Source organism: Flavobacterium sp. ASV13 (assembly GCF_000745775.1).
Lineage (GTDB): Bacteria > Bacteroidota > Bacteroidia > Flavobacteriales > Flavobacteriaceae > Flavobacterium.
Window position 1 is genome coordinate 190,275 of sequence record NZ_JQJY01000005.1, and the last position, 24,069, is coordinate 214,343.

Below are 24,069 nucleotides of genomic sequence, written 5' to 3' on the forward strand. Positions count from 1 at the left end.
TGAAAATCGATAGTAAAAATACTGTAAATGTCCAGACAACCATTTGTCAATGGCGCATTTAGCAGATATTTTTGCTCTGAATTCAAAAGCAAAGTATGGTTTAAAACCAGCAACGTTCTGCTTTCCCTCGAGGTGAAAAATGAACTGACGAAAAAAAAGTAATCAGTCACATTTAACACTAGTACACATGAAAAATTTAAAAGTATTGTTGGCAATCCTGCCCTTATTCACTATTGCCTGCTCAGATGATTATACCGCTGAGATTACGGAAACTGCCCATAGAACAGAAAGTGCAAAAAAATTCGGCATTGAGCCTGGTAATCCAGCGAATCCATTCGATATTGCAGGAAGTATCCATAATCAAATTCTAGGGATTATCAACGAAACCGACTTTAATTCCCAATCTATTGAAGAGATCGCTATTCTAATTGATTCGGTTTCATCTGCGCACCCTGAGCTGATGCCATTAGCCAGCGGTAATAACTTGTCCGGCAGACTATCAGAAATCAATTGGATAGTAAATAACGAAAATGCTATTACTGATGTGCTGACAGAAGGTACGATGGGTGAAAGTGCTAAGGCAAACTTCCTAACATTTGTAAATAACCTTAGTTTGGTTGCTGCTAATCCTTATGAAGATATTCACTCGGTTATTGTTTCTTATGAGGCAAGTACTCTCGCCAATACCGGATTTTCGGATGAGGATAAACGCATAATCCTAACTGCTACTTCAGTCACCCGATATGCAGCCTATGATAAGAAAAGAAAGGATAAGGACTGGGAAAACAATGTTACTAGTATTGCAGCGACCGTTAGCGGTGCAAAGCAAAACCTGGTTCTGGGGGTAAAAATGGCATTAACAGTCGAAATATATCAAAGCAACAACCCCACGCAGTGAGCTGGATTATAATTCTGTTGCGACGTTATGAGAGAGCTTTTGCTATAACTTCAGGTTTTCTGCTCATAATGTTGAATGTAGGTAGCCTTTATTTCATCATAGATCTTCTGAGCTATGATGAAATGGTGGGTTATCTCGCTGCAGGTGGGCTTAAGAGCTCCGACCCACATGATTTTGTCTATGTTTTACTAATTCCGGCACTATTCAATATACTATTTGTTTTTACGGCGTTATGCGCCTACTGTACTAAAAGCTGACTAAGCGATGAAACGCTTTGAGTGGCATGTCATTAATAAAAAACACTAACATCGTGGACATCTTAAAAAATAGACGCTGGCAAAAAGAATTAAAAGTCCTGCATCTGACAGATTTTAAATCTGTCAAGTCACGCAAAACCCTGCTGAATCCAAACTGGTTTTCTCTCCTAGTGGTAGTATCCGGCACAATATATTTTATGGACGGTCCTTCAACGGTCCGCCTTTCCCATGGAGATATGTATGCAGTTCCCAGTACGGCTGAAGTAATTAAACAGACACCGTCGCTGAAAGTCTGCTTTATGTCCTGTAAAAGGGATTTTGCCATTACCAACAAGTTCTCAAAATCCAGTATCGGTTACATAGAAATTCTTACCGGCTACTCACCTTTTGTAATTTCACTTGCACAGCCTGAAATAAGTTATTTGATAGAGGTTTTCGGATTTCTTAAGAAAAAAATTAGTAGCAACGAAAGTATTTTTCAGGAAGAAATGGTACTGCTTTATTTCAATCTTATACTTTATGAATTCAGCGGGCTATGCTACAAGCACGGCGAAAATATAATCAACCTTCACTGTCGCACTGAAAAAATCAGTATGCGCTTTATGACACTTGTACAACTGCATTGCAGACTACGCCATGATGTAAGCTTTTATGCGGACGCTTTATTTGTCAGCAAGGGCCATTTGGGTAAGGCTTTACGGAATGCTATCGGAATGTCTGCCAAACATTATATTGAAATGGCTATTATATCAGAAGCTTACATACTATTGGCAGATGATAACCTTACCATTACCCAGATAGGTGAGCACTTAAATTTTAGAAATCCCCAATCTTTCAGCCATTTTTTTAAAAAACATACCAAATTAACTCCGACCCAATATCGCTTAAACCTAAAATTTTAATCCGTTCTTATAATCCAACTGTAAATCTACTGACCGTAATATCTTTTCATAATTGGTTTTGCTTGTGAATAGCCCCATCTTAATCGTATAGCATGATTTGTACAGTAAGCACAGTAATGTTTATATAGTCCATAAGTTTTTTTGAAAGGTATTACATTAAAACCGTATGAGCTATGAAACTACTGAGTACAATTATTTCCGAAATCCATAATAAGGAAGATCAAATCTCGCGGGAAACCTCCCATCTGATTGATGAGGCTTATCAGATGACACTCTATTTGAATGAGCTGCTGAATACAACCAGAGAACAAATCTTAAAAGAGGGCTTTACTGATGAAGCCGACGAGATACAATTTTTCCGTGACATTAAGCCCTATATTTTAGGACAGCTGATTTATTATAATAAAGTATTCAGAATTGAAACAATCTGTCCGGTAAAAAACGGCAAGATGTACCAGAAATTTTTTATGAACCAGCTTCAGGCACTTAAACAGGAATTTAAAGAAGATGTCTGCGGCTGTCATTTTTATCGCTATTACAGATCGGGTAGAATTGACCGAGATGAGGAATATTTTTTAAGAGGAAAAATTAATTACCGGGATGGACTCAACAGTTACGTTTTTGAAATCGACCACCAGTTTTCTACTTACTACGATTCTAAAGTTGCCAGGATTATGGCCAACGAATTAATTTATACCTATCTGATAACAAAGATAAATCCAGAGGAGCATTCAAATTCTATGCTGAATAATCATGATTCAACCAAAGATATTTTTTGGACAGACTCAAAAAATGCACTAATTGAACTCATTTATGCACTCTACGCTTCGGGAGTGATATCTCATGGGAAAATTGGTATCCGCAAAATTACGCTTGTCTTTCAGATTCTTTTTCGCGTACCGCTCGGCGATGTACATCATTCCTTTCACCGTATGAAGGACAGGGCCGGCACAAGAACTTCATTTCTTGATCATCTTAAATTTTCATTAGAACAATATATGGATAAGGACGTTTAGTCAGAATATAAAGTATAAAGCAGATATCTAACCTTATTTCAAAAAGAAAGCTCGTGATATATGTATCACGAGCTTTCTTTTTAATGAAATGAATTATTATAATTTTATTTCTTATGAAAGATTAGATGTTTGTTTAAAAAGATAGCGCATTACAATAGCAAAGATGCCGACAATTGAAGCTAAAGAAGTCGTGATCAACGTAATTAGGACTGTATCAGATAAATGAAAACAGATCCAGTTATCTAACCCGACTGCTATTACAATTAAAAGAACTGTGAATGTAAAGGCAACTAAAAAGGAAAAAGTTTGTTTTGCATACTTTTTTCTTTCATCCCTGTCCTGTATACGGTCTTTAATATCTTCTGCGGTCAGCGAACTTTCCCGTTCAATATTTTGAACACTTTCTTCACCTAAAGGTGAAGCTGAAGACCTCGCCAGTAAATCATCAAGGAGTACATTTGCGCTCATATTATGCTAGTTCGTGCTCTAAATTTTCTATAAACTTCTTATAGTATTTTAAAGTCAATTCATCACTAATTTCCTTGTTTTCACCAGATACAAATGTTAAAGACCACGGCGTATTGCCTTGGTGAGTAATTGAAACTAAGGCGTTTCCAGAAACATCTTTATAAATATTCCAAGTCAGTGCAATAACTTTTTTTAAATTGTTATCCTGAACTTCAGGAGCTTTACTTTGAAAAGTTGTTAAATCTAATACAGTAGCCTTTCTATCTATTGGATTGCCTCCAAAATCTTTAAATTCATGATAAAGTTTGGGAATAACAGGCCCTAACTTCCAAGCTTGTACAGGCTCATTAAAAGCTTTCTTATTAAGTATTGCTAAAGATAGACCGTGAGCTATATAGCAAAGTTTGGCTAATTGTAAATTAGTTAATTGCTTGTTGGAACTTTCTGCGAGTGTTAGAAATTCATTCGCCACTGAATATACATTTTCCATTACAATTTATTTTTGATTACAAGTTACAAATTTACTTAATCTAATACACAATTCAAATATTATATATTGATTATGAATTTTATTTTAAAATATTAACTGTCAAAAGGTTGGCAAATGCAAAAAAAACACCTCAATACAGCAACCGGTTTAAAAATGGCAGCTTATTCTTAAAGAAATTGTGCAAAAATTATGAAGAGAGCGTCCTCCTTTATACCTTCTTCTATCCCATATCAGCCAATTGCCATAGCTCACTGTCCATGTTCACTTTAACCGAATTTATGATCAAAAAAAGGTCTATCTCATTCACATCCTTGTCTTTTTATTAAAATTTTTTGTTCTGCCAATGGGCAGGCCTTGGCAAGGAATATCTTTTTTATGCTTCAATTTTGTGATGTTGAACCAAAAATACTGATTATGAATATCGATAGAATGGAATTCACGGCGTGGATGGACCGAATCATGGAGAGGTTCGACATCCTTATGGAGGCGGTAAGCACAAGTAAAAATCAGCATACTGCTGTTGACGGAGAAGAGTTGTTGGACAATCAGGATATTATGCAGATGCTCAAGATAAGTCCGCGATCCCTGCAGCGTTACCGTTCCTCCGGCAAACTGCCTTATTATACAATCAGCGGGAAAATTTACTATAAGCTCTCCGACATACACCAGTTGGTCAGGGAAAGCTTTATAGCTCCGGTTCCCAAAAAAAAGCCAGCAAGTGACAAATAAGGCCATCGGATGCCATTTTACACCAGGAAGCAAAGACCTCTTCTACTTTCGGGATTGAATTTAAAATTTTAAACTATGAGCGAGCAAATTTTAGAAAAAACAGAATCTCCAGAACAGCTATCCGAGATATTATTGGTGCTGGATAAAGAGAAAATGAAAATTATGGCTGTCAAGGGCATCGATGAAAATGGAAAACTGGAAACCGTTGAACCTACAAAAAAAAACCAGAACCAGTTCATGCGGGTGGATAAGCAAGGTGATTTATTTTCCAACTTCTTTTCTAATTTTTTCAGCCAGCTGAAGAACCCTACCAATTTTTCCTTTTTCAAAATTCCCGCACCGTTGACTGTTAATCTGGCAAAAGAGATGCAAAAAAATGTAGATCAGCCAACATCAGAAGGGGATAAGTTAATGAAGCAGCACGAAGTGCAGACAGAACCAGAAAAGAATCATAAACAAAAAAATAAAAATAATATGGAAACAACGCAAAACACACCGGATACAAATGAATATAAATACAAACCGGAACAGATTGATTGGGAAACCATGAATAACTTAGGATTAAGTAAAGAAAAACTTGAAAAATTGAACCTTCTCGATCCGCTACTTAAAGGTTACAAGACAAATGAACTTGTACCTGTAAGTCAAAACCTGGGAACCGCCGTTACAAGAATGGATGCCCGATTATCCCTGCAATCGAATGACGACGGACAGGTTGTGGTTGCCATCCATGGAATCCGCAAAGAGCCCAACCTAAACTTTGAGTTTTTCGGGCATAGCTTCAGCCAGGCAGACAAGAACAACCTGCTAGAAACAGGAAATATGGGGCGTGTGGTCAATCTGGTCAATATAAAAAATCCAAACGAGACCATTCCTTCCATTATCAGTGTGGACAGGCTCACCAATGAACTGGTGGCATTACGTACTGAGTTTATCAAAATCCCTGATGAACTTAAAGGTGTAAAACTTAATGATGAGCAGAAACAAACCTTAATGGAGGGCAAGCCACTTTATTTAGAAGGAATGATTTCCAAGAAAGGAACTCAATTCGATGCAACGTTGCAATTCAATGCCGACAAGCGTTTTGTAGAGTTCCAGTTCGACAGGAACAACTACAACAAACAGACGCAGGACACCCAGCGAAACCAATCGCAGGAAGTTCCGAAAACTTTCAGGGACAAAGAACTGGATAAAGAGCAATATCAAAAGTTCAAGGATGGGCAGACGGTTTATGTAAGCGGATTGGTGGATAAGAAGGGAAAAGAATATAATGGTTATATCACTTTTAACAAGCAAACCAATAAAACGGATTTCTCTTTCCAAAATCCGGATAAGATTAAGGAACAGGCCAAACCTTCTGAAGCACATAAAACACAGACTGCGGTTAATTCAGAAGGCAAAACCAATGAGACAACCAAGAAAATCAAAGAGCCCTTGGAATCTGGACAAGCAAATCCCAACAACAGAAAGCAACAGGAACAACAGGAAGCACAAGAAGCACCTTCCAAATCGAAAGGGCGTAAAATGTAAGAGGTATGAAAACAATAATTGCAGAAAAACCAAGCGTAGCAAGGGAAATAGCCGGCTTGCTGGGAGCATCCGAGAAAAAGGACGGCTACCTGACAGGAAACGGCTATTTTGTTACCTGGGCACTAGGCCATCTTATAGGGCTGGGACTGCCAGAAGATTACGGGGTCACGGGATTTGACAAAGCATCACTGCCAATACTCCCAAACCCTTTTTTACTTACTGTCCGAAAAGTCAAAAAAGATAAAGGCTATGCTGCCGATACAGGTGCATTAAAGCAGCTGAAAATCATTGAACAGCTATTTAAAAACAGCGATAGTATTATCGTAGCCACCGATGCAGGACGTGAGGGCGAACTAATTTTCAGGTACATTTATGAATACCTGAAATGCAGCAAACCCTTTGAACGCCTTTGGATAAGCTCCCTCACCGAAAAAGCCATTAAACAAGGTTTTGATAATCTCAAAGACGGAGCAGCATTTAACGGATTATATCAGGCAGCGCAAGGCAGAAGCCGCGCCGACTGGATCGTGGGAATCAATGCTACACAGGCACTCTCCATTGCATTAGCCAACGGGGTTTATTCACTCGGAAGAGTTCAGACACCAACACTGGCTTTAATATGCAAACGTTATCTGGAAAACAGGAGTTTCACGGTAAAAAATTATTGGCAGATACAGTTGTCACATAATAAAGAGCTGATAGATTTTAAAAGTATCTCAAAAATCAAATGGGAAGATCGAAAACTTGCCGGTGATGCGCTGAAAGCCATTCAGCGCAGTGAAACGGCTACAGTTACATCGGTAGAAAGCAAAAGCGTTACAGAGCAGCCACCTTTATTGTTCGACCTTACTGGCTTGCAGAAAGAAGCCAACAAAAAATTGAATCTTTCTGCCGAAGAAACACTCAACATTTCTCAAAGCCTTTACGAACAAAAGTTTATCACATACCCGCGTACCGGAAGCAAATACATTCCTGAAGATATGTGGACAGAAATTCCCAGCCTGGTAAGAGCATTGCAAAACAGGGAAAACATTAAACAAGCCGCATCTCAAGTGAAATGGGGCCGTTTTAATAAACGTATCGTGAACGATTTGCGGGTGACGGACCATCATGGATTATTGATAACTGATAAAATCCCTTCAGCGCTGAATGCAAAGGAAAATGCGGTTTATGATATGATTGCCTTTCGATTACTCGAAGCCATTTCCGGAGCCTGCATAAAAGAGTTAACGGATGTCGGTTTACAGGCATTGCATTATGATTTTACCGCAAAAGGCTGTAAAATTATAGAAGCGGGCTGGCGTTCCGTTAAAGGCAGTTTCTCCGATGATGATACAGAACCTATACAGGATTTACCCCTGTTGAAAAGTGGGGATGATCTCAAAATAAAAGAAGCTTCCGTTTTGGAAAAGAAAACCAAACCGCCTGTGCTTTATACCGAAGCAGGCCTTTTGTCGGCAATGGAAAGTGCCGGAAAAGAAATTGAAAATGTAGACGAACGCAAAGTATTGCAAAATATTGGTATCGGCACCCCGGCGACAAGAGCTGCGATAATTGAAACGTTATTTACCCGTCATTATATCCAAAGGGATAAGAAATCTTTGACACCAACAGAAAAAGGACTGCAGGTATATAAATTGGTCAAAGACCAAAAAATAGCAGATGTCGCAATGACCGCCCAGTGGGAACTCGCATTGCAGAAAATCGAAAACAACGAATCAGATGCCGGGCCATTTCAAAAGGAAATGGAAAGTTACGCTTCATCTATTACCTATGAATTGTTGCAGACTTCCATTGCCCAAAATAACCTGCCAACACTCGTTTGCCCGAAATGTAAAAGCCACGGGCTCATTATACGTGACAAAATAGTAAAGTGTCCTGATGAAGCTTGCAGCTGGGTACAGTTCCGCAATGTCTGCGGTTTGCAAATCAGCGTAGACGATATTGATAGCCTTGTCAGCAAGGGAAAAACTTCACTCATCAAAGGAATGAAAAGCAAGGCAGGAAAGATGTTTGATGCTTACATCATACTTAACGATAATGCTGAAACTTCCTTTGAGTTTGTCAAAAATAAAAACTTCAAAAAGTAATAAAAAACAAGCCTATCATAAGTACAATAGAAATAAAAATCTGATTTATTCCATATGTGGAAGGCAAGTCGAAATCTTAAACGATCATAAAACCTCTAACTATTTAGAGGTTTTTTATTATCCATTACGTCAAATTCTGCCACACAAAGCCAAATCATTCAACTTCAGCAAAGTTTCTGATTTACTGCTATAATTTTAGGTTTCATGCCAATTCTAAACAAAAATATAGTATGGACACACAACTAAAAGACCTATCGTATTTCAGATTACGACTGCAAGAATTATTAATTAACAGCTTCCCCGAAAAAGCTAACGACCAAAAGTTTATCGAACAGCGTTCCTCGTGGGCAGCCAATGCGTACCAGGGCGCATTTAGTTCGGGAAACACTATTGAGCAATGCAGTGAAATAGCAAATTACATCCTGTTTGAAAACCTGAATTTCTCTAGGTTTGACACTGTTTTTCTTGTTGTCTGCAATGAGTTTGATACCATAATGGCAGACGAGGAACTGCGACCATTTACCCTAAAAATGTTTCCTGTCTGCGAGGCTGTTTTCTCCCGATACGAGCTAACCGATGACTTCGCGTACAGCTATGAATTTGACCTGCTCTATACAGAAATAACGGGAGTAATCGCAATATGGATACAGGAACATGGGCTTCAGTAAAAAACAGCATCTCCAACAGAACATCGATGCCCTGCGAATTGCTTTTAAACTGGAAAAGGAGAAACGACAAGCCACCGTAGGCGAACGACTGCTAATGATGCAATACAGCGGATTTGGCGGTCTTAAATTCGTATTGAACCCCATAGGGAACGAAATGGACATTAATAATTGGAGAAAAACCGAACATGACCTTTTTCCAATCACCCGCGAACTACATCAGCTATTAAAAGAAAATTCAGATGACGAAAAGCACTACCGCAGGTATGTGGATAGCATTAAAAGCTCTGTTCTGACGGCGTTTTATACACCGCCAGAGGTTATAGATGCGATTTCCGCAACCTTGCGTGATAGTGGCCTGAACATTGATAAATTCTTGGAGCCCTCCGCAGGTATAGGGTCATTTATACAATCCTTCTCAGAAAATCAAAAAGCCAATGTTACTGCTTATGAAAAGGATTTACTCACGGGGAAGATTTTAAAACTGCTTTATCCTCAAAGCAATATCCGCATTACCGGCTTTGAGGAAATCCCCGAAAAAGAACAAAACAGCTATAATGTAGTAGCCAGTAACATCCCTTTTGGTGACACTTCGGTTTTCGACCTTTCCTATTCCCGAAGCAAGGACGGTGCAAAGGTACAGGCATCCCGAAGCATTCACAATTACTTTTTTCTCAAGGGTGCTGATATGCTCCGTGAGGGTGGTCTGCTGGCTTACATTACCTCACAGGGCATTCTCAACAGTCCGAACAATGAGGCGATACGCAGGGCGCTCATGCAGGATAATAATCTGGTTTCAGCTGTTCGCTTGCCCAACAACCTCTTTACGGATTACGCAGGAACAGCAGTTGGAAGTGATTTGATTATCCTGCAAAAGAACAAAGCAAAACAAGGTCTGACCCAAAGGGAAGATCTGTTTTGTCAAAGCAGACAGACAGAATACAACACACCGGGCAACGCACTCTTTCAGGACAGCACAAGAATTGTGCATACCAAGCGTAAGTTAGATACCGACGCCTATGGACAGCCAGCACTAATCTATACGCATAAGGACGGACTTGAGGGAATTGCTAAAGACCTGAAACAAATGCTTTCCGATGATCTTGGAATGCACCTGAATTTTGGTTTATATAAAGGCGAAGGTAACGCTGAGCCTACAGCAAAAATCCCGATCGAAACAACGACTGCACCTGAAATTGTAGAACCTGTGAACAGTCAACAAAAGCCGCTATCTGTTCCAACTTCCGTAAGCAATCGGGAAAGCCGGCAGGAATCAAAGCAGTTAAGCATTTTTGACCTGTTTGAAAATGTGGACAAACCTGTAATGTTAACTGTTGAGCCCAAAGGAAAACCCAAAGTCACAAGGCAAAGCGCTAAAAAAAAGAGCCGCACAACAGGTCGGCAAACCGACCTTTTCAGTGCGATACAGCAGCCGTACACGCTAGCGCTTAGAAGTGAAAATCCCTTAGCAGAAGATAAAAAAGAGGAAGCTATCGGCGATCTGTTTTCCAGTACGAGCGGTAATAGTCAAGCTGATATGCCAGCCATTTCCGAACCTGCTCCATATAGTGGCGAAGTGCAATCGTTCCATCGCAATGACAGCCTTGTTGTAGATAATGGCTGGGTCGGTCATCTGCAGGATGTAGATACATCAGGCGGCGTGGCGGTTTTCCACCCTTTGCAATTGCCGGCTTTACAGAAAGCAAGAGCCGAAGCGTACATAGGTGTACGTGATGTTTACCAAGAGCTTTATAATAAAGAGGCAATGTTTCATACTGAACTAAAAGAAGAAAGGGAAAACCTTAACCTCCTTTATGATGCCTTTGTCAAAAGATACGGCAGCCTTAATAATGCCGATAATATCAAGCTCATCAAAACTGATAGCTCCGGCAAGGAAATTCCTTATTTGGAGCGTGTAATTGGCGGCGTTGTACACAAAGCTGATATCTTCAGCCATCCTGTAAGCTTCTCCACATTAACAATAGCAACAGATAATCCTGAGGAAGCGCTGGCGGCATCGCTGAACAAATACGGAAAGGTCGATTTGGACTATATGTCTGAAATCAGCAATATGACCAACGATGCTTTGAAAGAAGAGTTACACGGTCGTATTTACTACAATCCTCTGCAAAAGGAATATGAAATATCCGAACGCTGGATTGCAGGGAATGTGGTAGAAAAAGCCCATGAGGTCAAGGCCTACCTCGAAATTAATCCTGAAGATACCAAAGCCCAAGCAAGCCTTATTGTTTTGGAGGAAGCCCGACCAACAGGTATCGAATTTGAGGAACTCGATTTTAATTTGGGAGAACGCTGGATACCCACAGGCCTTTATGCCCGTTTTGCTTCACATCTGTTCGATGCAGATGTACATATAAATTACTCAGAAAGCTCCGATGACTTTTTCGTAAAGTGCCACCAGGGAAATTTACATATATGGGAAAAATTTGCTGTCAAAGCCGAAAGCCGGACTTTTGACGGGATTGCCCTTCTCAAACACGCCCTGGTCAATACTACACCTGACATTACCAAAAAAATAATCGTTGGCGACCAGGAGGTCAAGGTGCGGGATATGGAAGCCATTCAAATGGCGAACACCAAGATCGACGAAATTCGCGCCGCTTTTAGCGAGTGGCTGCACGCTCAAAACGACGAGTTTAAAAACAGGCTGACGGGTCAATACAATGACACTTTTAACTGTTTTGTCCGCCCGAACTATGACGGAAGCCATCAGGATTTTCCGGGACTTGACCGCAAAGCATTGGGTATCGAAGATTTGTATTCGAGCCAAAAGGATACTGTTTGGATGATAAAGCTGAACAACGGTGCCATCTGCGACCACGAAGTAGGCGCAGGAAAAACGCTGGTAATGTGTACGGCTGCACAGGAAATGAAGCGTTTGGGATTAGCCCATAAGCCAATGATCATAGGGCTAAAGAGCAATGTCCATGAAATTGCCGAAACTTATCGTACTGCCTATCCGCACGCTAAAATACTGTTTCCGGGAAAGGAAGATTTTACACCCCAAAAACGACTACGGATATTTGGGGACATTAAAAACAACGATTGGGATTGTGTGATACTGACACACGACCAATTCGGAATGATACCGCAATCGCCCGAAATGCAAAAAGAAATTCTACAAATCGAATTAGATAGCGTAGAACGAAATCTAGATGCGTTGCAATCGCAAGGCACGGAAGTGACCAGAGGAATGCTTGCCGGAGTAATTAAACGGAAAGAAAACCTCGAAGTCAAGCTCAAAACCCTACAACATGATATTGAAAACCGCAAAGATGATGTAGTGGATTTTAAAATGATGGCTATTGACCATTTGTTTGTGGACGAAAGCCACCAATTCAAAAACCTGATGTTCAATACAAGACATACAAGAGTTGCCGGATTGGGCAATGTGGACGGAAGCCAAAAGGCAATGAACCTTTTGTTTGCGATCCGTACTATTCAGGAACGTATCGATACAGATATGGGGGCAACCTTTCTCTCGGGTACAACCATAAGTAATTCTTTGACTGAACTGTACCTATTATTCAAATATCTACGACCAAGAGCACTGGAAAAACAAGGTATTCATTCTTTTGATGCGTGGGCAGCTATCTATGCAAGGAAAACGACAGATTATGAATTTTCGGTCGCCAATAATATTGTGGCAAAAGAACGTTTTCGATACTTTATTAAAGTGCCGGAGCTGGCGCAATTCTATTCGGAAATTACAGATTACCGAACGGCAAAAGATATTGGTATTGACCGACCAAATAAGAATGAAGTTTTGTACAACATACCCCCAACTCCTGATCAATCAGCATTTATTCAAAAGCTGATGGATTTTGCAAAAACAGGAAATGGCGAGTTGCTTGGAAGGCCACCATTGTCGCAAAGTGAAGAGAAAGCAAAGATGCTTATTGCGACAGATTATGCGCGGAAAATGTCGCTTGATATGCGAATGGTAAGCGGTGCGTATGATGACCACCCCGATAATAAGGCTTCGCATTGTGCGGCCAACATAGCCAAGTATTACTATCAATATAAAGCACAGAAAGGAACGCAGTTCGTTTTTTCCGATTTGGGCACATACAAACCAAATGAATGGAATGTGTATTCCGAAATTAAACGCAAACTTGTGGAAGACCACAGCGTACCTTCACACGAAGTCCGTTTTATACAAGAGGCTAAAAATGATAAGCAGCGCAAGGAACTTATCAAGGGTATGAACGAGGGCAATATCCGTGTGCTGTTTGGTTCAACTAGTATGCTCGGAACAGGCGTAAATGCGCAGAGAAGAGCCGTTGCTGTTCATCATCTCGATACGCCGTGGCGACCAAGCGACCTTGCCCAACGTGACGGAAGAGCTGTTCGCAAAGGCAACGAAATTGCAAAATTCTTCGCCAACAACAAAGTAGATGTCATTATATACGCCGTAGAAAAATCACTGGACAGCTATAAGTTTAATTTACTTTACAATAAGCAACTTTTCATAAACCAGTTAAAAAACAACAATCTCGGCAAAAGGACCATTGACGAGGGCAGTATGGACGAAAAATCGGGAATGAACTTTTCGGAATACGTGGCTATCCTTTCAGGAAATACAGACCTTTTGGATAAAGCCAAACTGGAAAAACAGATTGGAGGATTGGAAAGCGAAAAGCAGGCGTTTAACCGTTCTAAGTTCAGTGCCAAATACAAGCTGCAGGATTTCACAGAATTGCTTGAAAGTGCCCAATCACGTCTTAACCGAATGAGCCTTGATTGGGAAAACTTACAACAACGTATACAAAATCGTTCTGACTCTAATATTGCTAATCCTGTGCAATTGGAAGGCTTATCGCCCAATGCGGATATAAAACAAATCAGCGAAAAGCTGAACCAGCTTGCAGACAAAACCCGCACCGGAGGTCAGTATGAGGAAATCGGCAGTTTGTACGGTTTTACCTTGTTGGTCAAAACCGAAATATCAGAGAAAGAGGGCGTGGATATTCGGGTAAACCGCTTTTTAGTACAGGGCGAGGGTAACATCAAATATACCTATAACAACGGTGTAATCGCTAGAGATGAAAAGCTCGCCGCTATGAACTTCATGAACGCACTGGAGAAATTACCAGGTTATATCGAACAGGAAAAAAAGAAGATTACTGAAATACAAAAAGATCTACCTGTTCTTCAGGAAGTGATAAACGGTACTTGGTCTAAGGAAAGCCGATTGAGTGAACTCAAAACGGATCTTGCTGCCCTGGAGCGAAAGATACAGCTATCAATCGCTCCGGAAACTAAGGAGGAACTACCCGAACAAGCTGAAAAACTGAAAGAAGCCCCATTGGTTTTTTCTGAAAGAAATATACAAACAAAAGGTCTTCACATACCTCGTGGAGCATTATAAAAATGTTCCTGGGATTTGGTCCTGTTCATCCATTTTCTTAATCAAGGCATCACGCAAGCTATCAAGGAATCTGGTGCGGTTTATTTTCCGTGCTTGAAGTTTCATAAAAGTATCTTTGCCTCCTATTTTTACCATAAATACCAAAACATCAACTCTTTTTTTTTCTTCAATTCTGCCACTGCTGCAGATAATTGCTTAGCTTTTATTGCCATAAATTTCTTTTAAGGCTTCACTCAAATTCTTTGGTTTTCTTCCTAATAGTTCTGCCAGGTTTGGAGATACGATTTCGTATTGATGATTTCTGATGTCTGTGGTAAAACCAGATGCAACCATTATCATCCTTTCAGGTATACCTAACTGCTTCAATATATCTGGAAAAGTGACAGCATCTGCATCAGTGTAATAAACATCTTCTCCGGCTATTTCGGAAAGAATCTCTGCCACATCCTGGTATGAATACATTTCACTTCCTGTCAATTCGTAAATTCTACTTTCGTTATCAGTTTGCACAAGTGTATTAGCTATAGCTTCTCCCATTTCCCTGCGAAGGGCATACCCGACTTTTCCGTTTCCTGCAGGTAAGTAAATACCTTTTTCAAAAACTTCTTTGCCAACATATATGGGAATCATATCTGCATACAAAGAGTTTCGGAAAATAGAATAAGTCAACCCGGTTTCCTTGATGTAATTCTCTGTCTGGAAATGGCTTTCCAGATGTGCACTTACAGCTGAAGAGGCCACATCTTTTATCAGTGCACTGGTATACGCGATATGCTTTACACCAGCTGTTGTGGCGGCATCAATCAGATTTTTATGCTGCTGAAAACGGTGATGATCTACTGTGGAAATCAACAAAACTTTATTAATTCCCTGCACGGCTCTCTGCAATGATTCCACATCCTCTAAATCTCCAATGATAACTTGCACGCCTTTGTCACGCAAGGGCTGTGCTTTGTCTTCGTTTCTTGCCAAACAGACAATCTCATCTATAGATTTCTTTTTCAATAATTGATCTACTACTGCTGAGCCCAGATTTCCTGTTGCTCCGGTTACTAAAATCATAGTTAAAATATTAATGTTATTAATACTGCAAAGTTAGCCTGAAGTTTAACTGCTTATACTTCTGTTACCATGTGGTAAGTAGTTACCAAATGGTAAGTTGTAGGGAATAAAGTTATCGGTTTTCCGTATCTTCGTTATGATAATAAAAAACATGAAAGAGAAAATTTCCTTAACAGATACGTGCAGACAAAACATTCAAGGCGTAAAAGACACTCAGGACCTTTTGAGCGGCAAATGGAAAACGTCAATCATCGGTATGCTTTATTATAACGATAAATCGCGATTTATGGAAATTCATCGTCATATAGCCGGACTAGCTCCTAAAGTACTTTCCAAGGAATTGAAAGACCTTGAAATGAATCATCTGGTAAAACGAACCGTACAGGATACAATGCCTGTCACAGTGGAATATGAATTGACTGATGAAGGCAAAAGCTTAAAACCTGTTATCGAAGCGATGGGAAATTGGGGAAAAACGTATCGGCAAAAACTTGTCGACAAGTAAGATTATCTTATATTTTAAACCAATATTTATTGTTTTTTTACATAAAAAGAGAATCCAATACCAAAATTAAATGAGAAACCTGTAAAACCGGAAATCGAACCAATAGGCTGATCAAATTCAGAAAAAGTATATTGAATATTAGTAGTCAAAAATAGTGTTTTATTGAGTCTGTAATTCATTGCTGTTATGCAAGTAAGGAAAAGAGCTTGCTGGCTGGAGATATTGCTTTGACCATATGAATTTCCTATTCCGCCAATTGTTGCTGATTGACTTTTACTTCCTGCCTTTGCTGTTAAACTGCCGGTCAAAGCTTCGAAATAGGTACTAAACCTGTTTTTGCTAAATACAATCATTCTTGCTCCTATGCCCAGTCTGTAAAGACCTGCTCCTTTTCCGGAACCCTCTACGGTTATGCTTCCGTCCGCACCTTCACTAATCTCATCAATTCCTTTTTCTACTGCTTGCCGGATCAATCCAAAATTTGCACTCAGGCCAAATCGATTACTTATATAATAACCTGTAGTTATGTTCCAAAAAGTATTGATCTCAGAAAAGTCGATACCACTCTCCTTGTCAAAAGAAGCAAAGTGATTTTGATCAATATATTGCTGTCCGTAAGTGATATCAATAAACATCAATTTTTTCCAATTGCTGGACAATCGCAGCACATTTTTGTTCTCCTTAATTTTTTCTATGTCCACGCTGGTGGGAACTTCATATTTTATAGAGGTCAGGGTGTTTCTTTTTTTAATTTTTGTAATTGATTTAGCAGGAAAAACATTTTCATTACATTGGAGCATGGTATTATCCTCAGCAACACAAATTCCGGAAATAATTGTATTAAGTTCATTAATTTTCTCGCATGATAATGGATTCGTACTGGGCCAATACAAAAATATCCGGTTACGATCAAAGCTGTCATTTTCAAAATTTTGTTCAATAAAATTTTTTAGGAAATCATATACATTATTTTCATCTAAATTTTGAAACGGCAGGTAATAAAACCATGTAAAATCAATCATACTTTTTCCTTCAACTTTGTTTAAAGTATCATTTTTGAATAGCTCCTGCGTGTTTTCCTCAGGCTTTCCCATTATGATTGCCACATTCATACCTGGCAGATTATCGAGATGGCCTTTGTAATTAGAGTAGGCTGTGTACGCAATGTCGCGTTCTTTAAATTTAAAGTTCCTATTGGTTTGTCCAAGAAGTATTTGTGTGATGAAAATCAGTAAAAATACCGGTATAGTGTTTTTCATTAAAGATAAAATAGATGAGGTTTAGTTTTTTTGATCGTTATACAAACCAAATGAAGAGCATACCAAATGCAAGGATATATCCAATATCCTTGCACTGAGTAATTTTATCAAATGCAGCTAAAAATGCAGCACTAAAAGTTTACGATTGTTTTAGTCGAAAAAGTGTCATTACTTCCGCTTGGCGGGGTAATAAAACCTTTGGTGTAGATAGTATAAATTCTGCCAGGTCTGAGTTCGAAATCTTTTTGAGAAAATAATACCTGGTCGGTGCCGGTTTTATAAAAAGTAAAATCATAAAAACCACTTGATACTTCGATAAATTTGGTGTCTTCCTTAAAAGACAGATCAGCTGCAAAATCTTTGGTGGCGCTCTTTATATCTATGGCTTGGGAGTCAGATGAAAGATTTATAAAACGTACAACTGCGTTATTGCTTTTAGGATAGGTGACAAAGTCATTATAGGTTACGAGTTCTATATTATTGAAGGTATTGACGGCAAAAACGCTGAAATAGTCGCCATTTTTCAGGTCGATATCCGTTTGTGCCAATATATCTCCAGCATTGTTTTTAATGCTAAAAGTTCTTTTCCCAATATAGAAATTGTAATAGCCAAATGTATCGGTATAATTCAGGGCAGAAGAATTGATCTTGTTTTCATCTGAGAAAAAGTCTAAACTGCCAGAATTAGGACTCGCATTGGTAATAGTTCCGCGGGCAGCATCCTGTTGTTCTACATAATAACAATCGTCGTCATCATCATTACAAGATATTAAAGTTGTTACCGACATTGCAATGATCATTAATTTGAAAATAAATAGTTTCTTCATAACATAAAAGTTTTATTGTTTATACAAGCAAAACTATTGAGTGTTAACCTTTAAACAACTCGAAATTTGGATGAATTGAACAAACAAAAACTTCAATTGAACATTTGAGACTTTGAATTTAATTGCAATGAATTTTAAATTAAGGGTAAGTAGAAATTAGTAGAAAGTAATTATCAAAATATCACATACGAATAGAAATAAACCATGTAAACTACGTTTCCAACCAGTCTTTAAAAGCAGTAACTTTCAACCTGCTTACAACTAATTTTTCTGATAGGTTGAACTTCGTTTGAACAATGACTTTTCTGTTGAAATATGGCTCAATAGACAATACTGCTTCTTTACTAATCAATACTTGCCTGTTAATGCGAAAGAACTGTTTAGGGTCACAAACTGATTCGATGTACTCCATATTTTTGAACAAAGAAAATTTTTCACCATTAAATGTGTATATATAAACAGTTTCAAATTCAATGTAAAAAAGAGCAATATCTTTTACATATTTTACCAGCGTTTTATCTCGATATTGTGTCAGAAAGCTTTGCTGGTACTGAGTTGTAGCAGGGAATTGTAAAGGTGTAAATGATTTATCCCTAAAGATTTGAGCCAGCCTTTTGTATTTGTTTAGTGCGGCGTGAATGTCTTCCTCCTTGAAAGGCTTGAGAATATAATCAATGCCGTTGTTTTTAATGGCTTGTAAAGTATACTCATCATAAGCAGTACAAAACACAACGGGAACAGTAACGTCAATATGGTTGAAAATCTCAAAGCTATGCCCGTCGGCTAAATGAATATCCAGAAAAATCAAGTCTAATTTCTGCTGGTGTTTACTTAGATATTGCACGGCTTCTGCTACAGACTCCAGACGTTCGGTTACCAAAAAATCTTCATCCTGCTCAATTATTTCTTTCAGCAATTTCGAGGTGTGTAATTCGTCTTCTACTATCAGTACGTTCATATTATTTCTGTTGAGAATTTAGATGGCATCCTTCATAAAATAAGTTTAAGTTTTATAAGAAAATGGTCATCTGTCGATTCAATATCCACTCCGTTTTCAATGTTTAGCAACTCATATCTCTTTTTCAAATTTTCCAATCCGTAACCGGAAGATGAACCGTTGGCTATCCGGGGTTGAACATTATTTTTAATTTCAATATAATTATCGGCACTTTTGATCTCAATATACAAAGGCAATTTCGATGTCATCATATTATGCTTGAAACAGTTTTCTATCACGGTTTGCAATGCCAATGTAGGAATTTGGTGTTCGTACAATTCTTCAGCAATCTGAATACTGATTTGTACAGCTTCCTCATTTCTGTTCTTCATTAGAAATAAATAGGATTCCAGTACCTTTACCTCATCAATCAGTTTAATCAATGTGCTTTCGTTGTACCGTAAAGTTTGTCGGTAAAAGTCGGAAAGACTAAGGATAAACTGTTCAGATTTCGGGTCTCGATGACGCACCATTGTACGAAGCGTATTAAGAGAATTAAATAAAAAATGTGGGTCGGCTTTGGTCCGTAATGCTTCTAATTGAACTTTGTAGTTTTCTGTCTGTATCTGCTGTTTTTCCAGTTCTAATTGCGCTACTTTTTTGTTAGCCCGAAAGGCATATTGAATTATTAAAAATGGAATAATGGCAATAAAATACCTGGCCACAAACATCCATTGTAAATTCTTATTTTGAAATAGCGGTGTGAGCAGAAATATATTGTAAATTATAATAAGTAGTGCCGTTGCTCCAGTAATTGCTTTAAGAAACTTGTATGTTTCCGCTTTTTCAGAAATATAATCCAGCAACATCCAAAGCAGGTAAAGCATTGCAGAAACAGAAATCCACCGAAATAATATCAAGGAATCGACATCCATAATGTTGATAATACCCCTGGTTGTGATCGCATTTAAAGCAGGAAACACGATACATAAAGCAATGGGTAATATTTTTTCTATGGGTAATTTCATTTTTCTGATAAAGTTACAAAAAGTAAGGTTTTCTAAAACGGTTTAAATGAAATACCTACTTGGATATTCAATCCATTGTTGTCTATTTCATAGATGGGATCGGGCTTTTTACCTAAAGGTATAGTAATAACGGTCCAGGGTGTAGTAGCTGCATCCTCATAAAGTTTATAGCTCTGTCTAAAATTTCTACCGGCCCCAATATTTAGCTGCCAACTTTTTGCAAACTGATATTCCAGCTTTGCCAAACCAGTCCATTGATTGACCTGGATATACTGATTGTTACTTTCCGTTGCTGAAAGCCTGTAGCTGGATGCATCCGCGGATACTTCAATCCCGGCACTCCATTTATCATTAAAATGGTAAAGCACTTTTGGTTTGATGGGGAACTGTCCGGTAATGCTCCATTTATCATTGGGTCTGTAATCTACATCAATGAATGGGATAATCTGGTTACCGAAAAACTGTCTGGAATAAGCCATGCCCCAACCTGTGCTTAACTTTTCGGAATGTTTTACTCTGTAACGCAAGCCGGCAGTGTACCTGAAATCTTTGCCGCTAACATCCTGTAAATCTGAAAACAATCCAGCCTGAGCAAAAAAGGTCAGGCTTTTTCTATCGGATAATTTATAAATCCAGGCTCCCTGTAGAGTGATGCCGTGTAAATTACCGGTATAATCCGACGGGAAATTCTGTAGCGATAGATTTTTGTAACCCACTATTCCGACAATGGTATTCTCTTTTTTTTGTAACACCGGTAGTTTGAGTTTTAGATCAAATAAATTGGCATTAGCAACGGTATCATTATATTTTAATGTCGAAACTGAATAGCTGACATTCAATAAATCCCTATCCTGAGCAAATAAGATATTGGTAAATAAGAATGTCGTTAATAAAAGGTATTTATGTTTATTCATCTTGATTTTTGTAGATATTTTTATGCCCAAACCAGTGTTTATAGAAATGCCTTTAAATGCGGGAACACTTGCTATGGGTTGTTTCAAACGAGAAATATTGTGTTGGTGATTGCTGTTTAAAAAATATAATTTTCCAGTCCAATATTTCCATAGTTGTATTGCTGAATGAATAAACTCTTCTTACCTGTGCCTGAAAAGAAGCACAAGTAAGGGTTATTAGAGTTGTGAGAATTGCATTTTTGCCAATTTTTATTTTTGGAATATCCTTTTTGAAATTTAATTTCTTATTAACAATTTTTAAGTCCGGCATGCTATAAACAGGATACTATTGTATTTTTTCCCCTACCATTACATATCGTTCTGTGCCGTTTTCGGAGATAAGTTTTTCGTAATATGTATTACCAATTTTATAATATTTCTTAGCACTAATTGTTATAGTTTCGGATCCCTCAGGAAGACCAGTTAGAAAGGCTTCTTTCGGAATTTCGACAATTTCGTAATTATTAGGCTGTAGCTGTATGTAGTAAACCCCTCCGAAATAAAAATAAGCTCTTCCACCGATTACCACGTTGGTATATCCGACTGGTAATATACGCACACGCAACCCAACTGGAGGCGTAACCACCACAAAGCCACTGCGATGCGGTTTATAATAACACCCGTTCGCATAGCGATAGGAAACACCGCTATAAACTACCACAGTGTTGTTCCGTGGCACAGCCCTTACAATACGTTGAGCTTGTAGGTTGGATGATAGACCAATGAGAAGGGCTATCGTAAAAGTAAATTTGGTTAAGAATTCTTGAATAGTTTTCATAATAGTATTTATTTAATATTTAAGTTTTTTTCAAATCAATGGATTAATGGACATTACGTTTTTTAATATCGGCTTTATAATAAAACCCGCTTATTGAATGATTTTCCCATCGACCATTTCAATAATCCTGTCACAATTGGCAGCAAATTCGTCATCGTGGGTAACGGCTATGATAGTTTGCCCTTTTTCTTTGGCTAACTGGCGAAAAATATCAAACACAATTTTGGTATTTTTACTGTCCAGATTTCCAGTAGGCTCATCGCCCATAATGATGGCTGGTTCGTTGATCAAAGCTCTTGCGATAGCAACTCTTTGCTGTTGACCGCCCGATATTTTAGATGCTTTTTTAGTTTCGTGTCCCTTAATATCAAGCAATGTCAATAATTCCATTGCTCTTGCTTCTATTTCCTCTTTAGATTTCTTTTTAAGCTTCAATGCCGGTAACATTACATTGTCCAAAACGGAAAATTCCGGCAACAAATAATGAAACTGAAATACAAATCCGATATGCTCATTCCTGAATTTGGCTAACTCGTTTTGTGTTAGCCCGGTAACCGTTGTGTCATTGATAGTGATGTTTCCTTCGTAAGATGTATCCATTGTAGAGAGAAGATACAGAAGGGTAGATTTACCCGAACCTGATTTACCAACAATGGAGACAAATTCTCCTTTGTTTACGTCAAAACTCACGTCTTTCAATACCTGAAACGTTTCAGGGTCGTGAAAGTATTTTGTAATTTTATTTGCAGTTAATGCTTTCATTTTTTTATTTTTAATAACACCCATAGTAATAATCGTAATACCAATAACACTCACATTCATAGCTATTTGGGTAATAATAGCAGTAATAGTTGTAACAGTAATAGCAGTAATAGTTATAATAGCCGAGAATTAAAGCTAATACTCCTAAAAGAAGAATCGACATAATAAATTCTACTTCTTCACGTGGAAATTTCTCTTTAAAATATTTCTTCATTATCCTCTTAAAATTTCTACAGGGTCTATTTTGGATGCCTTTCTCGCAGGTAAATAGCCGGCAATAAACGTAATGGCCAAGCCAAATAGCATTGCCAAAATATAATCTGCAGGCAGATAGGTAATGGGCAATGTATCAAATGATGCAATCTTAAATGGAATTCTATCTACAATAGAAGCAACAGCAAAACCTAATAACAAACCTATAAAACCACCTATTAACCCGATGATAACAGATTGAACCAGGAAAATATACACGATGTCTTTGCCGTCAAAACCCATTGCTTTCAGGATGGCAATCTCCCGTATCTTTTCACTCACAGTCATATTCATAATGTTATAAATTCCAAAGCCTGCCACAATAAGTATGGTAAGGGAAACAGCAATCGCTATGATGTCTCGCAACGTATTGGCAGATTCTAATTGGGCATTGCCTTCCTGCCAGGCTTCTGTTTTGTATTTAATATCTGGACGTACTTCATTAGTAATAGTTTTCGCATCGTTGTAGTCCTTTACATTTGCCATCACATCTGTTGCATAACTTTTATTCTTGGATAATAACTGTCGTGCTGTGCTAATAGAAATAATGGCACGGCTCTTATCGACACTTCCACTCCCTGTTTCTATTAATCCCACTACCTTAAAAACTTTATTTACGCCATCGGCTGTAGTAAGCGATATATTGTCCCCAATTGACGCACTTAACTTATTTGCCAATCCAGTGCCAAGTACAACAGCATCCGAACGCTTGTCTAAATCATTTAAATTGCCCTCGGTTATATACTCTGTGGTGTTAAACATCTGAATTTCGTTCGCTACATCAACACCAGAAAGTGAACCGCTTACTTTGGTTACGCCATTTCTGAAAAACACATTTTGATTGACCTGCTCGGTAATAGCGACAATGTCTTTGTTTTTTTGCAATACTTCTTTTACTTCATCGGCATTAATCATACCTTCTGTATAATTGATGTGCTTGGCATTGCTCACCATAGTCAATGTATCCGAAGTATTCTTTTGTGACAGCAGTATTGTAGGTTCTCCCGCAGGATCATTATATACTCTTATGTGTGACATTGAGGTAAATGTGATATCGGTTTGAGCATTATTTACACCGTTCATAAAGCTGTTCATAAAAACGTACATCGATATCCCAAATGTTACGCTTAGTACTGCTACAATCAACTGTTTTACTTTTGAAGTAAGATGTGTCCAGGAAATTTTGTTATTTATATTTGCCATTTCTTTCTTTATTTAAATTCCAGCTTAATCCAACAAATAATCCATGGCTGTCGTGTGCAGAATTTC

21 protein-coding genes are annotated in these 24,069 nt (G+C 38.4%); 9 read left to right on the top strand and 12 right to left on the bottom strand.

Annotated elements, in window-relative coordinates; all coding sequences use genetic code 11:
* The first annotated feature begins 187 nt into the window (after window positions 1-187).
* From GQ47_RS14670 to GQ47_RS14685, 3 genes are all read left to right on the top strand, one after another.
* Window positions 188-898, top strand: coding sequence for a hypothetical protein (locus GQ47_RS14670; RefSeq protein ID WP_035649882.1), 711 nt, complete (start codon window positions 188-190; stop codon window positions 896-898).
* Between the two features lie 283 nt (window positions 899-1,181).
* Window positions 1,182-2,057 carry a helix-turn-helix domain-containing protein gene (locus tag GQ47_RS14680; RefSeq protein ID WP_035649886.1) on the top strand — a complete coding sequence of 292 codons (876 nt, stop codon included), beginning with the start codon at window positions 1,182-1,184 and terminating at the stop codon, window positions 2,055-2,057.
* Between the two features lie 173 nt (window positions 2,058-2,230).
* Window positions 2,231-3,073: an RteC domain-containing protein gene (locus GQ47_RS14685; protein ID WP_035649889.1), complete on the top strand. Its 843-nt coding sequence runs from the start codon at window positions 2,231-2,233 to the stop codon at window positions 3,071-3,073.
* Window positions 3,074-3,184: 111 nt separating this feature from the next.
* Here GQ47_RS14685 and GQ47_RS14690 read toward each other — a convergent pair whose 3' ends face one another.
* Both GQ47_RS14690 and GQ47_RS22910 read right to left on the bottom strand, forming a co-directional pair.
* A complete protein-coding gene (locus GQ47_RS14690) occupies window positions 3,185-3,541 on the bottom strand; it encodes a hypothetical protein (protein WP_035649890.1) in 357 nt (118 codons plus the stop codon).
* A 1-nt stretch (window position 3,542) separates the two neighbouring features.
* A complete protein-coding gene (locus GQ47_RS22910; protein WP_051951561.1) occupies window positions 3,543-4,031 on the bottom strand; it encodes a Panacea domain-containing protein in 489 nt (162 codons plus the stop codon).
* Window positions 4,032-4,445: 414 nt separating this feature from the next.
* Between GQ47_RS22910 and GQ47_RS14700 the strand changes: the two genes are divergently transcribed.
* The 5 genes from GQ47_RS14700 (at window position 4,446) to GQ47_RS14720 (ending at window position 14,437) form a co-directional block, all read left to right on the top strand.
* Complete coding sequence (locus GQ47_RS14700) at window positions 4,446-4,760, top strand: helix-turn-helix domain-containing protein (protein WP_035650660.1); 315 nt, start codon at window positions 4,446-4,448, stop codon at window positions 4,758-4,760.
* Between the two features lie 75 nt (window positions 4,761-4,835).
* The gene (locus GQ47_RS14705) at window positions 4,836-6,290 is read left to right on the top strand and encodes a DUF3945 domain-containing protein (RefSeq protein ID WP_035649893.1); all 1,455 of its coding nucleotides are present in this window, start codon (window positions 4,836-4,838) and stop codon (window positions 6,288-6,290) included.
* Between the two features lie 5 nt (window positions 6,291-6,295).
* A complete protein-coding gene (locus tag GQ47_RS14710) occupies window positions 6,296-8,380 on the top strand; it encodes a type IA DNA topoisomerase (protein ID WP_035649896.1) in 2,085 nt (694 codons plus the stop codon).
* 230 nt (window positions 8,381-8,610) lie between these two features.
* Window positions 8,611-9,048: a DUF1896 domain-containing protein gene (locus GQ47_RS14715; RefSeq protein ID WP_035649898.1), complete on the top strand. Its 438-nt coding sequence runs from the start codon at window positions 8,611-8,613 to the stop codon at window positions 9,046-9,048.
* Complete coding sequence (locus GQ47_RS14720; protein WP_035649901.1) at window positions 9,035-14,437, top strand: N-6 DNA methylase; 5,403 nt, start codon at window positions 9,035-9,037, stop codon at window positions 14,435-14,437. The genes GQ47_RS14715 and GQ47_RS14720 overlap by 14 nt, the downstream gene beginning before the upstream one ends.
* On the opposite strand, the gene GQ47_RS23205 is transcribed toward GQ47_RS14720, so the two are convergent.
* Together GQ47_RS23205 and GQ47_RS14725 are read right to left on the bottom strand one after the other, a co-directional pair.
* Window positions 14,432-14,581, bottom strand: a complete 150-nt coding sequence (locus GQ47_RS23205) for an RteC domain-containing protein (protein WP_371199636.1) — start codon at window positions 14,579-14,581, stop codon at window positions 14,432-14,434. The two genes, GQ47_RS14720 and GQ47_RS23205, sit on opposite strands and share 6 nt — an antisense overlap.
* A gap of 51 nt (window positions 14,582-14,632) precedes the next feature.
* A complete protein-coding gene (locus GQ47_RS14725) occupies window positions 14,633-15,499 on the bottom strand; it encodes an SDR family oxidoreductase (protein ID WP_035649903.1) in 867 nt (288 codons plus the stop codon).
* Window positions 15,500-15,650: 151 nt separating this feature from the next.
* On the opposite strand from GQ47_RS14725, the gene GQ47_RS14730 reads away from it, so the two are divergent.
* A complete protein-coding gene (locus tag GQ47_RS14730; protein ID WP_035649906.1) occupies window positions 15,651-16,004 on the top strand; it encodes a winged helix-turn-helix transcriptional regulator in 354 nt (117 codons plus the stop codon).
* A 26-nt stretch (window positions 16,005-16,030) separates the two neighbouring features.
* Here GQ47_RS14730 and GQ47_RS14735 read toward each other — a convergent pair whose 3' ends face one another.
* From GQ47_RS14735 to GQ47_RS14770, 8 genes are all read right to left on the bottom strand, one after another.
* Window positions 16,031-17,263 (bottom strand): hypothetical protein, encoded by a 1,233-nt coding sequence (locus GQ47_RS14735; RefSeq protein WP_152561036.1) that lies wholly within the window; start codon window positions 17,261-17,263, stop codon window positions 16,031-16,033.
* Window positions 17,264-17,394: 131 nt separating this feature from the next.
* Window positions 17,395-18,090 carry a DUF4397 domain-containing protein gene (locus GQ47_RS14740; protein ID WP_035649912.1) on the bottom strand — a complete coding sequence of 232 codons (696 nt, stop codon included), beginning with the start codon at window positions 18,088-18,090 and terminating at the stop codon, window positions 17,395-17,397.
* A 211-nt stretch (window positions 18,091-18,301) separates the two neighbouring features.
* A complete protein-coding gene (locus GQ47_RS14745) occupies window positions 18,302-19,048 on the bottom strand; it encodes a LytR/AlgR family response regulator transcription factor (protein WP_035649914.1) in 747 nt (248 codons plus the stop codon).
* A 32-nt stretch (window positions 19,049-19,080) separates the two neighbouring features.
* Window positions 19,081-20,055 carry a sensor histidine kinase gene (locus GQ47_RS22915; protein ID WP_051951564.1) on the bottom strand — a complete coding sequence of 325 codons (975 nt, stop codon included), beginning with the start codon at window positions 20,053-20,055 and terminating at the stop codon, window positions 19,081-19,083.
* Window positions 20,056-20,087: 32 nt separating this feature from the next.
* Window positions 20,088-21,056, bottom strand: coding sequence for a DUF6268 family outer membrane beta-barrel protein (locus GQ47_RS14755; protein ID WP_035649916.1), 969 nt, complete (start codon window positions 21,054-21,056; stop codon window positions 20,088-20,090).
* 238 nt (window positions 21,057-21,294) lie between these two features.
* Window positions 21,295-21,786 carry a DUF6515 family protein gene (locus tag GQ47_RS22920; protein ID WP_051951566.1) on the bottom strand — a complete coding sequence of 164 codons (492 nt, stop codon included), beginning with the start codon at window positions 21,784-21,786 and terminating at the stop codon, window positions 21,295-21,297.
* A gap of 90 nt (window positions 21,787-21,876) precedes the next feature.
* Complete coding sequence (locus tag GQ47_RS14765) at window positions 21,877-22,548, bottom strand: ABC transporter ATP-binding protein (RefSeq protein WP_035650668.1); 672 nt, start codon at window positions 22,546-22,548, stop codon at window positions 21,877-21,879.
* Between the two features lie 213 nt (window positions 22,549-22,761).
* Window positions 22,762-24,003 (bottom strand): ABC transporter permease, encoded by a 1,242-nt coding sequence (locus GQ47_RS14770; RefSeq protein ID WP_035649918.1) that lies wholly within the window; start codon window positions 24,001-24,003, stop codon window positions 22,762-22,764.
* Window positions 24,004-24,069 lie beyond the last annotated feature (66 nt).

Coding starts and splice junctions, on each gene's coding strand:
- GQ47_RS14670 (WP_035649882.1), top strand. CDS start 188: ATGAAAAATTTAAAAGTATTGTTGGCAATCCTGCCCTTATTCACTATT.
- GQ47_RS14680 (WP_035649886.1), top strand. CDS start 1,182: ATGTCATTAATAAAAAACACTAACATCGTGGACATCTTAAAAAATAGA.
- GQ47_RS14685 (WP_035649889.1), top strand. CDS start 2,231: ATGAAACTACTGAGTACAATTATTTCCGAAATCCATAATAAGGAAGAT.
- GQ47_RS14690 (WP_035649890.1), bottom strand. CDS start 3,541: ATGAGCGCAAATGTACTCCTTGATGATTTACTGGCGAGGTCTTCAGCT.
- GQ47_RS22910 (WP_051951561.1), bottom strand. CDS start 4,031: ATGGAAAATGTATATTCAGTGGCGAATGAATTTCTAACACTCGCAGAA.
- GQ47_RS14700 (WP_035650660.1), top strand. CDS start 4,446: ATGAATATCGATAGAATGGAATTCACGGCGTGGATGGACCGAATCATG.
- GQ47_RS14705 (WP_035649893.1), top strand. CDS start 4,836: ATGAGCGAGCAAATTTTAGAAAAAACAGAATCTCCAGAACAGCTATCC.
- GQ47_RS14710 (WP_035649896.1), top strand. CDS start 6,296: ATGAAAACAATAATTGCAGAAAAACCAAGCGTAGCAAGGGAAATAGCC.
- GQ47_RS14715 (WP_035649898.1), top strand. CDS start 8,611: ATGGACACACAACTAAAAGACCTATCGTATTTCAGATTACGACTGCAA.
- GQ47_RS14720 (WP_035649901.1), top strand. CDS start 9,035: ATGGGCTTCAGTAAAAAACAGCATCTCCAACAGAACATCGATGCCCTG.
- GQ47_RS14725 (WP_035649903.1), bottom strand. CDS start 15,499: ATGATTTTAGTAACCGGAGCAACAGGAAATCTGGGCTCAGCAGTAGTA.
- GQ47_RS14730 (WP_035649906.1), top strand. CDS start 15,651: ATGAAAGAGAAAATTTCCTTAACAGATACGTGCAGACAAAACATTCAA.
- GQ47_RS14735 (WP_152561036.1), bottom strand. CDS start 17,263: ATGAAAAACACTATACCGGTATTTTTACTGATTTTCATCACACAAATA.
- GQ47_RS14740 (WP_035649912.1), bottom strand. CDS start 18,090: ATGAAGAAACTATTTATTTTCAAATTAATGATCATTGCAATGTCGGTA.
- GQ47_RS14745 (WP_035649914.1), bottom strand. CDS start 19,048: ATGAACGTACTGATAGTAGAAGACGAATTACACACCTCGAAATTGCTG.
- GQ47_RS22915 (WP_051951564.1), bottom strand. CDS start 20,055: ATGAAATTACCCATAGAAAAAATATTACCCATTGCTTTATGTATCGTG.
- GQ47_RS22920 (WP_051951566.1), bottom strand. CDS start 21,786: ATGAAAACTATTCAAGAATTCTTAACCAAATTTACTTTTACGATAGCC.
- GQ47_RS14765 (WP_035650668.1), bottom strand. CDS start 22,548: ATGAAAGCATTAACTGCAAATAAAATTACAAAATACTTTCACGACCCT.
- GQ47_RS14770 (WP_035649918.1), bottom strand. CDS start 24,003: ATGGCAAATATAAATAACAAAATTTCCTGGACACATCTTACTTCAAAA.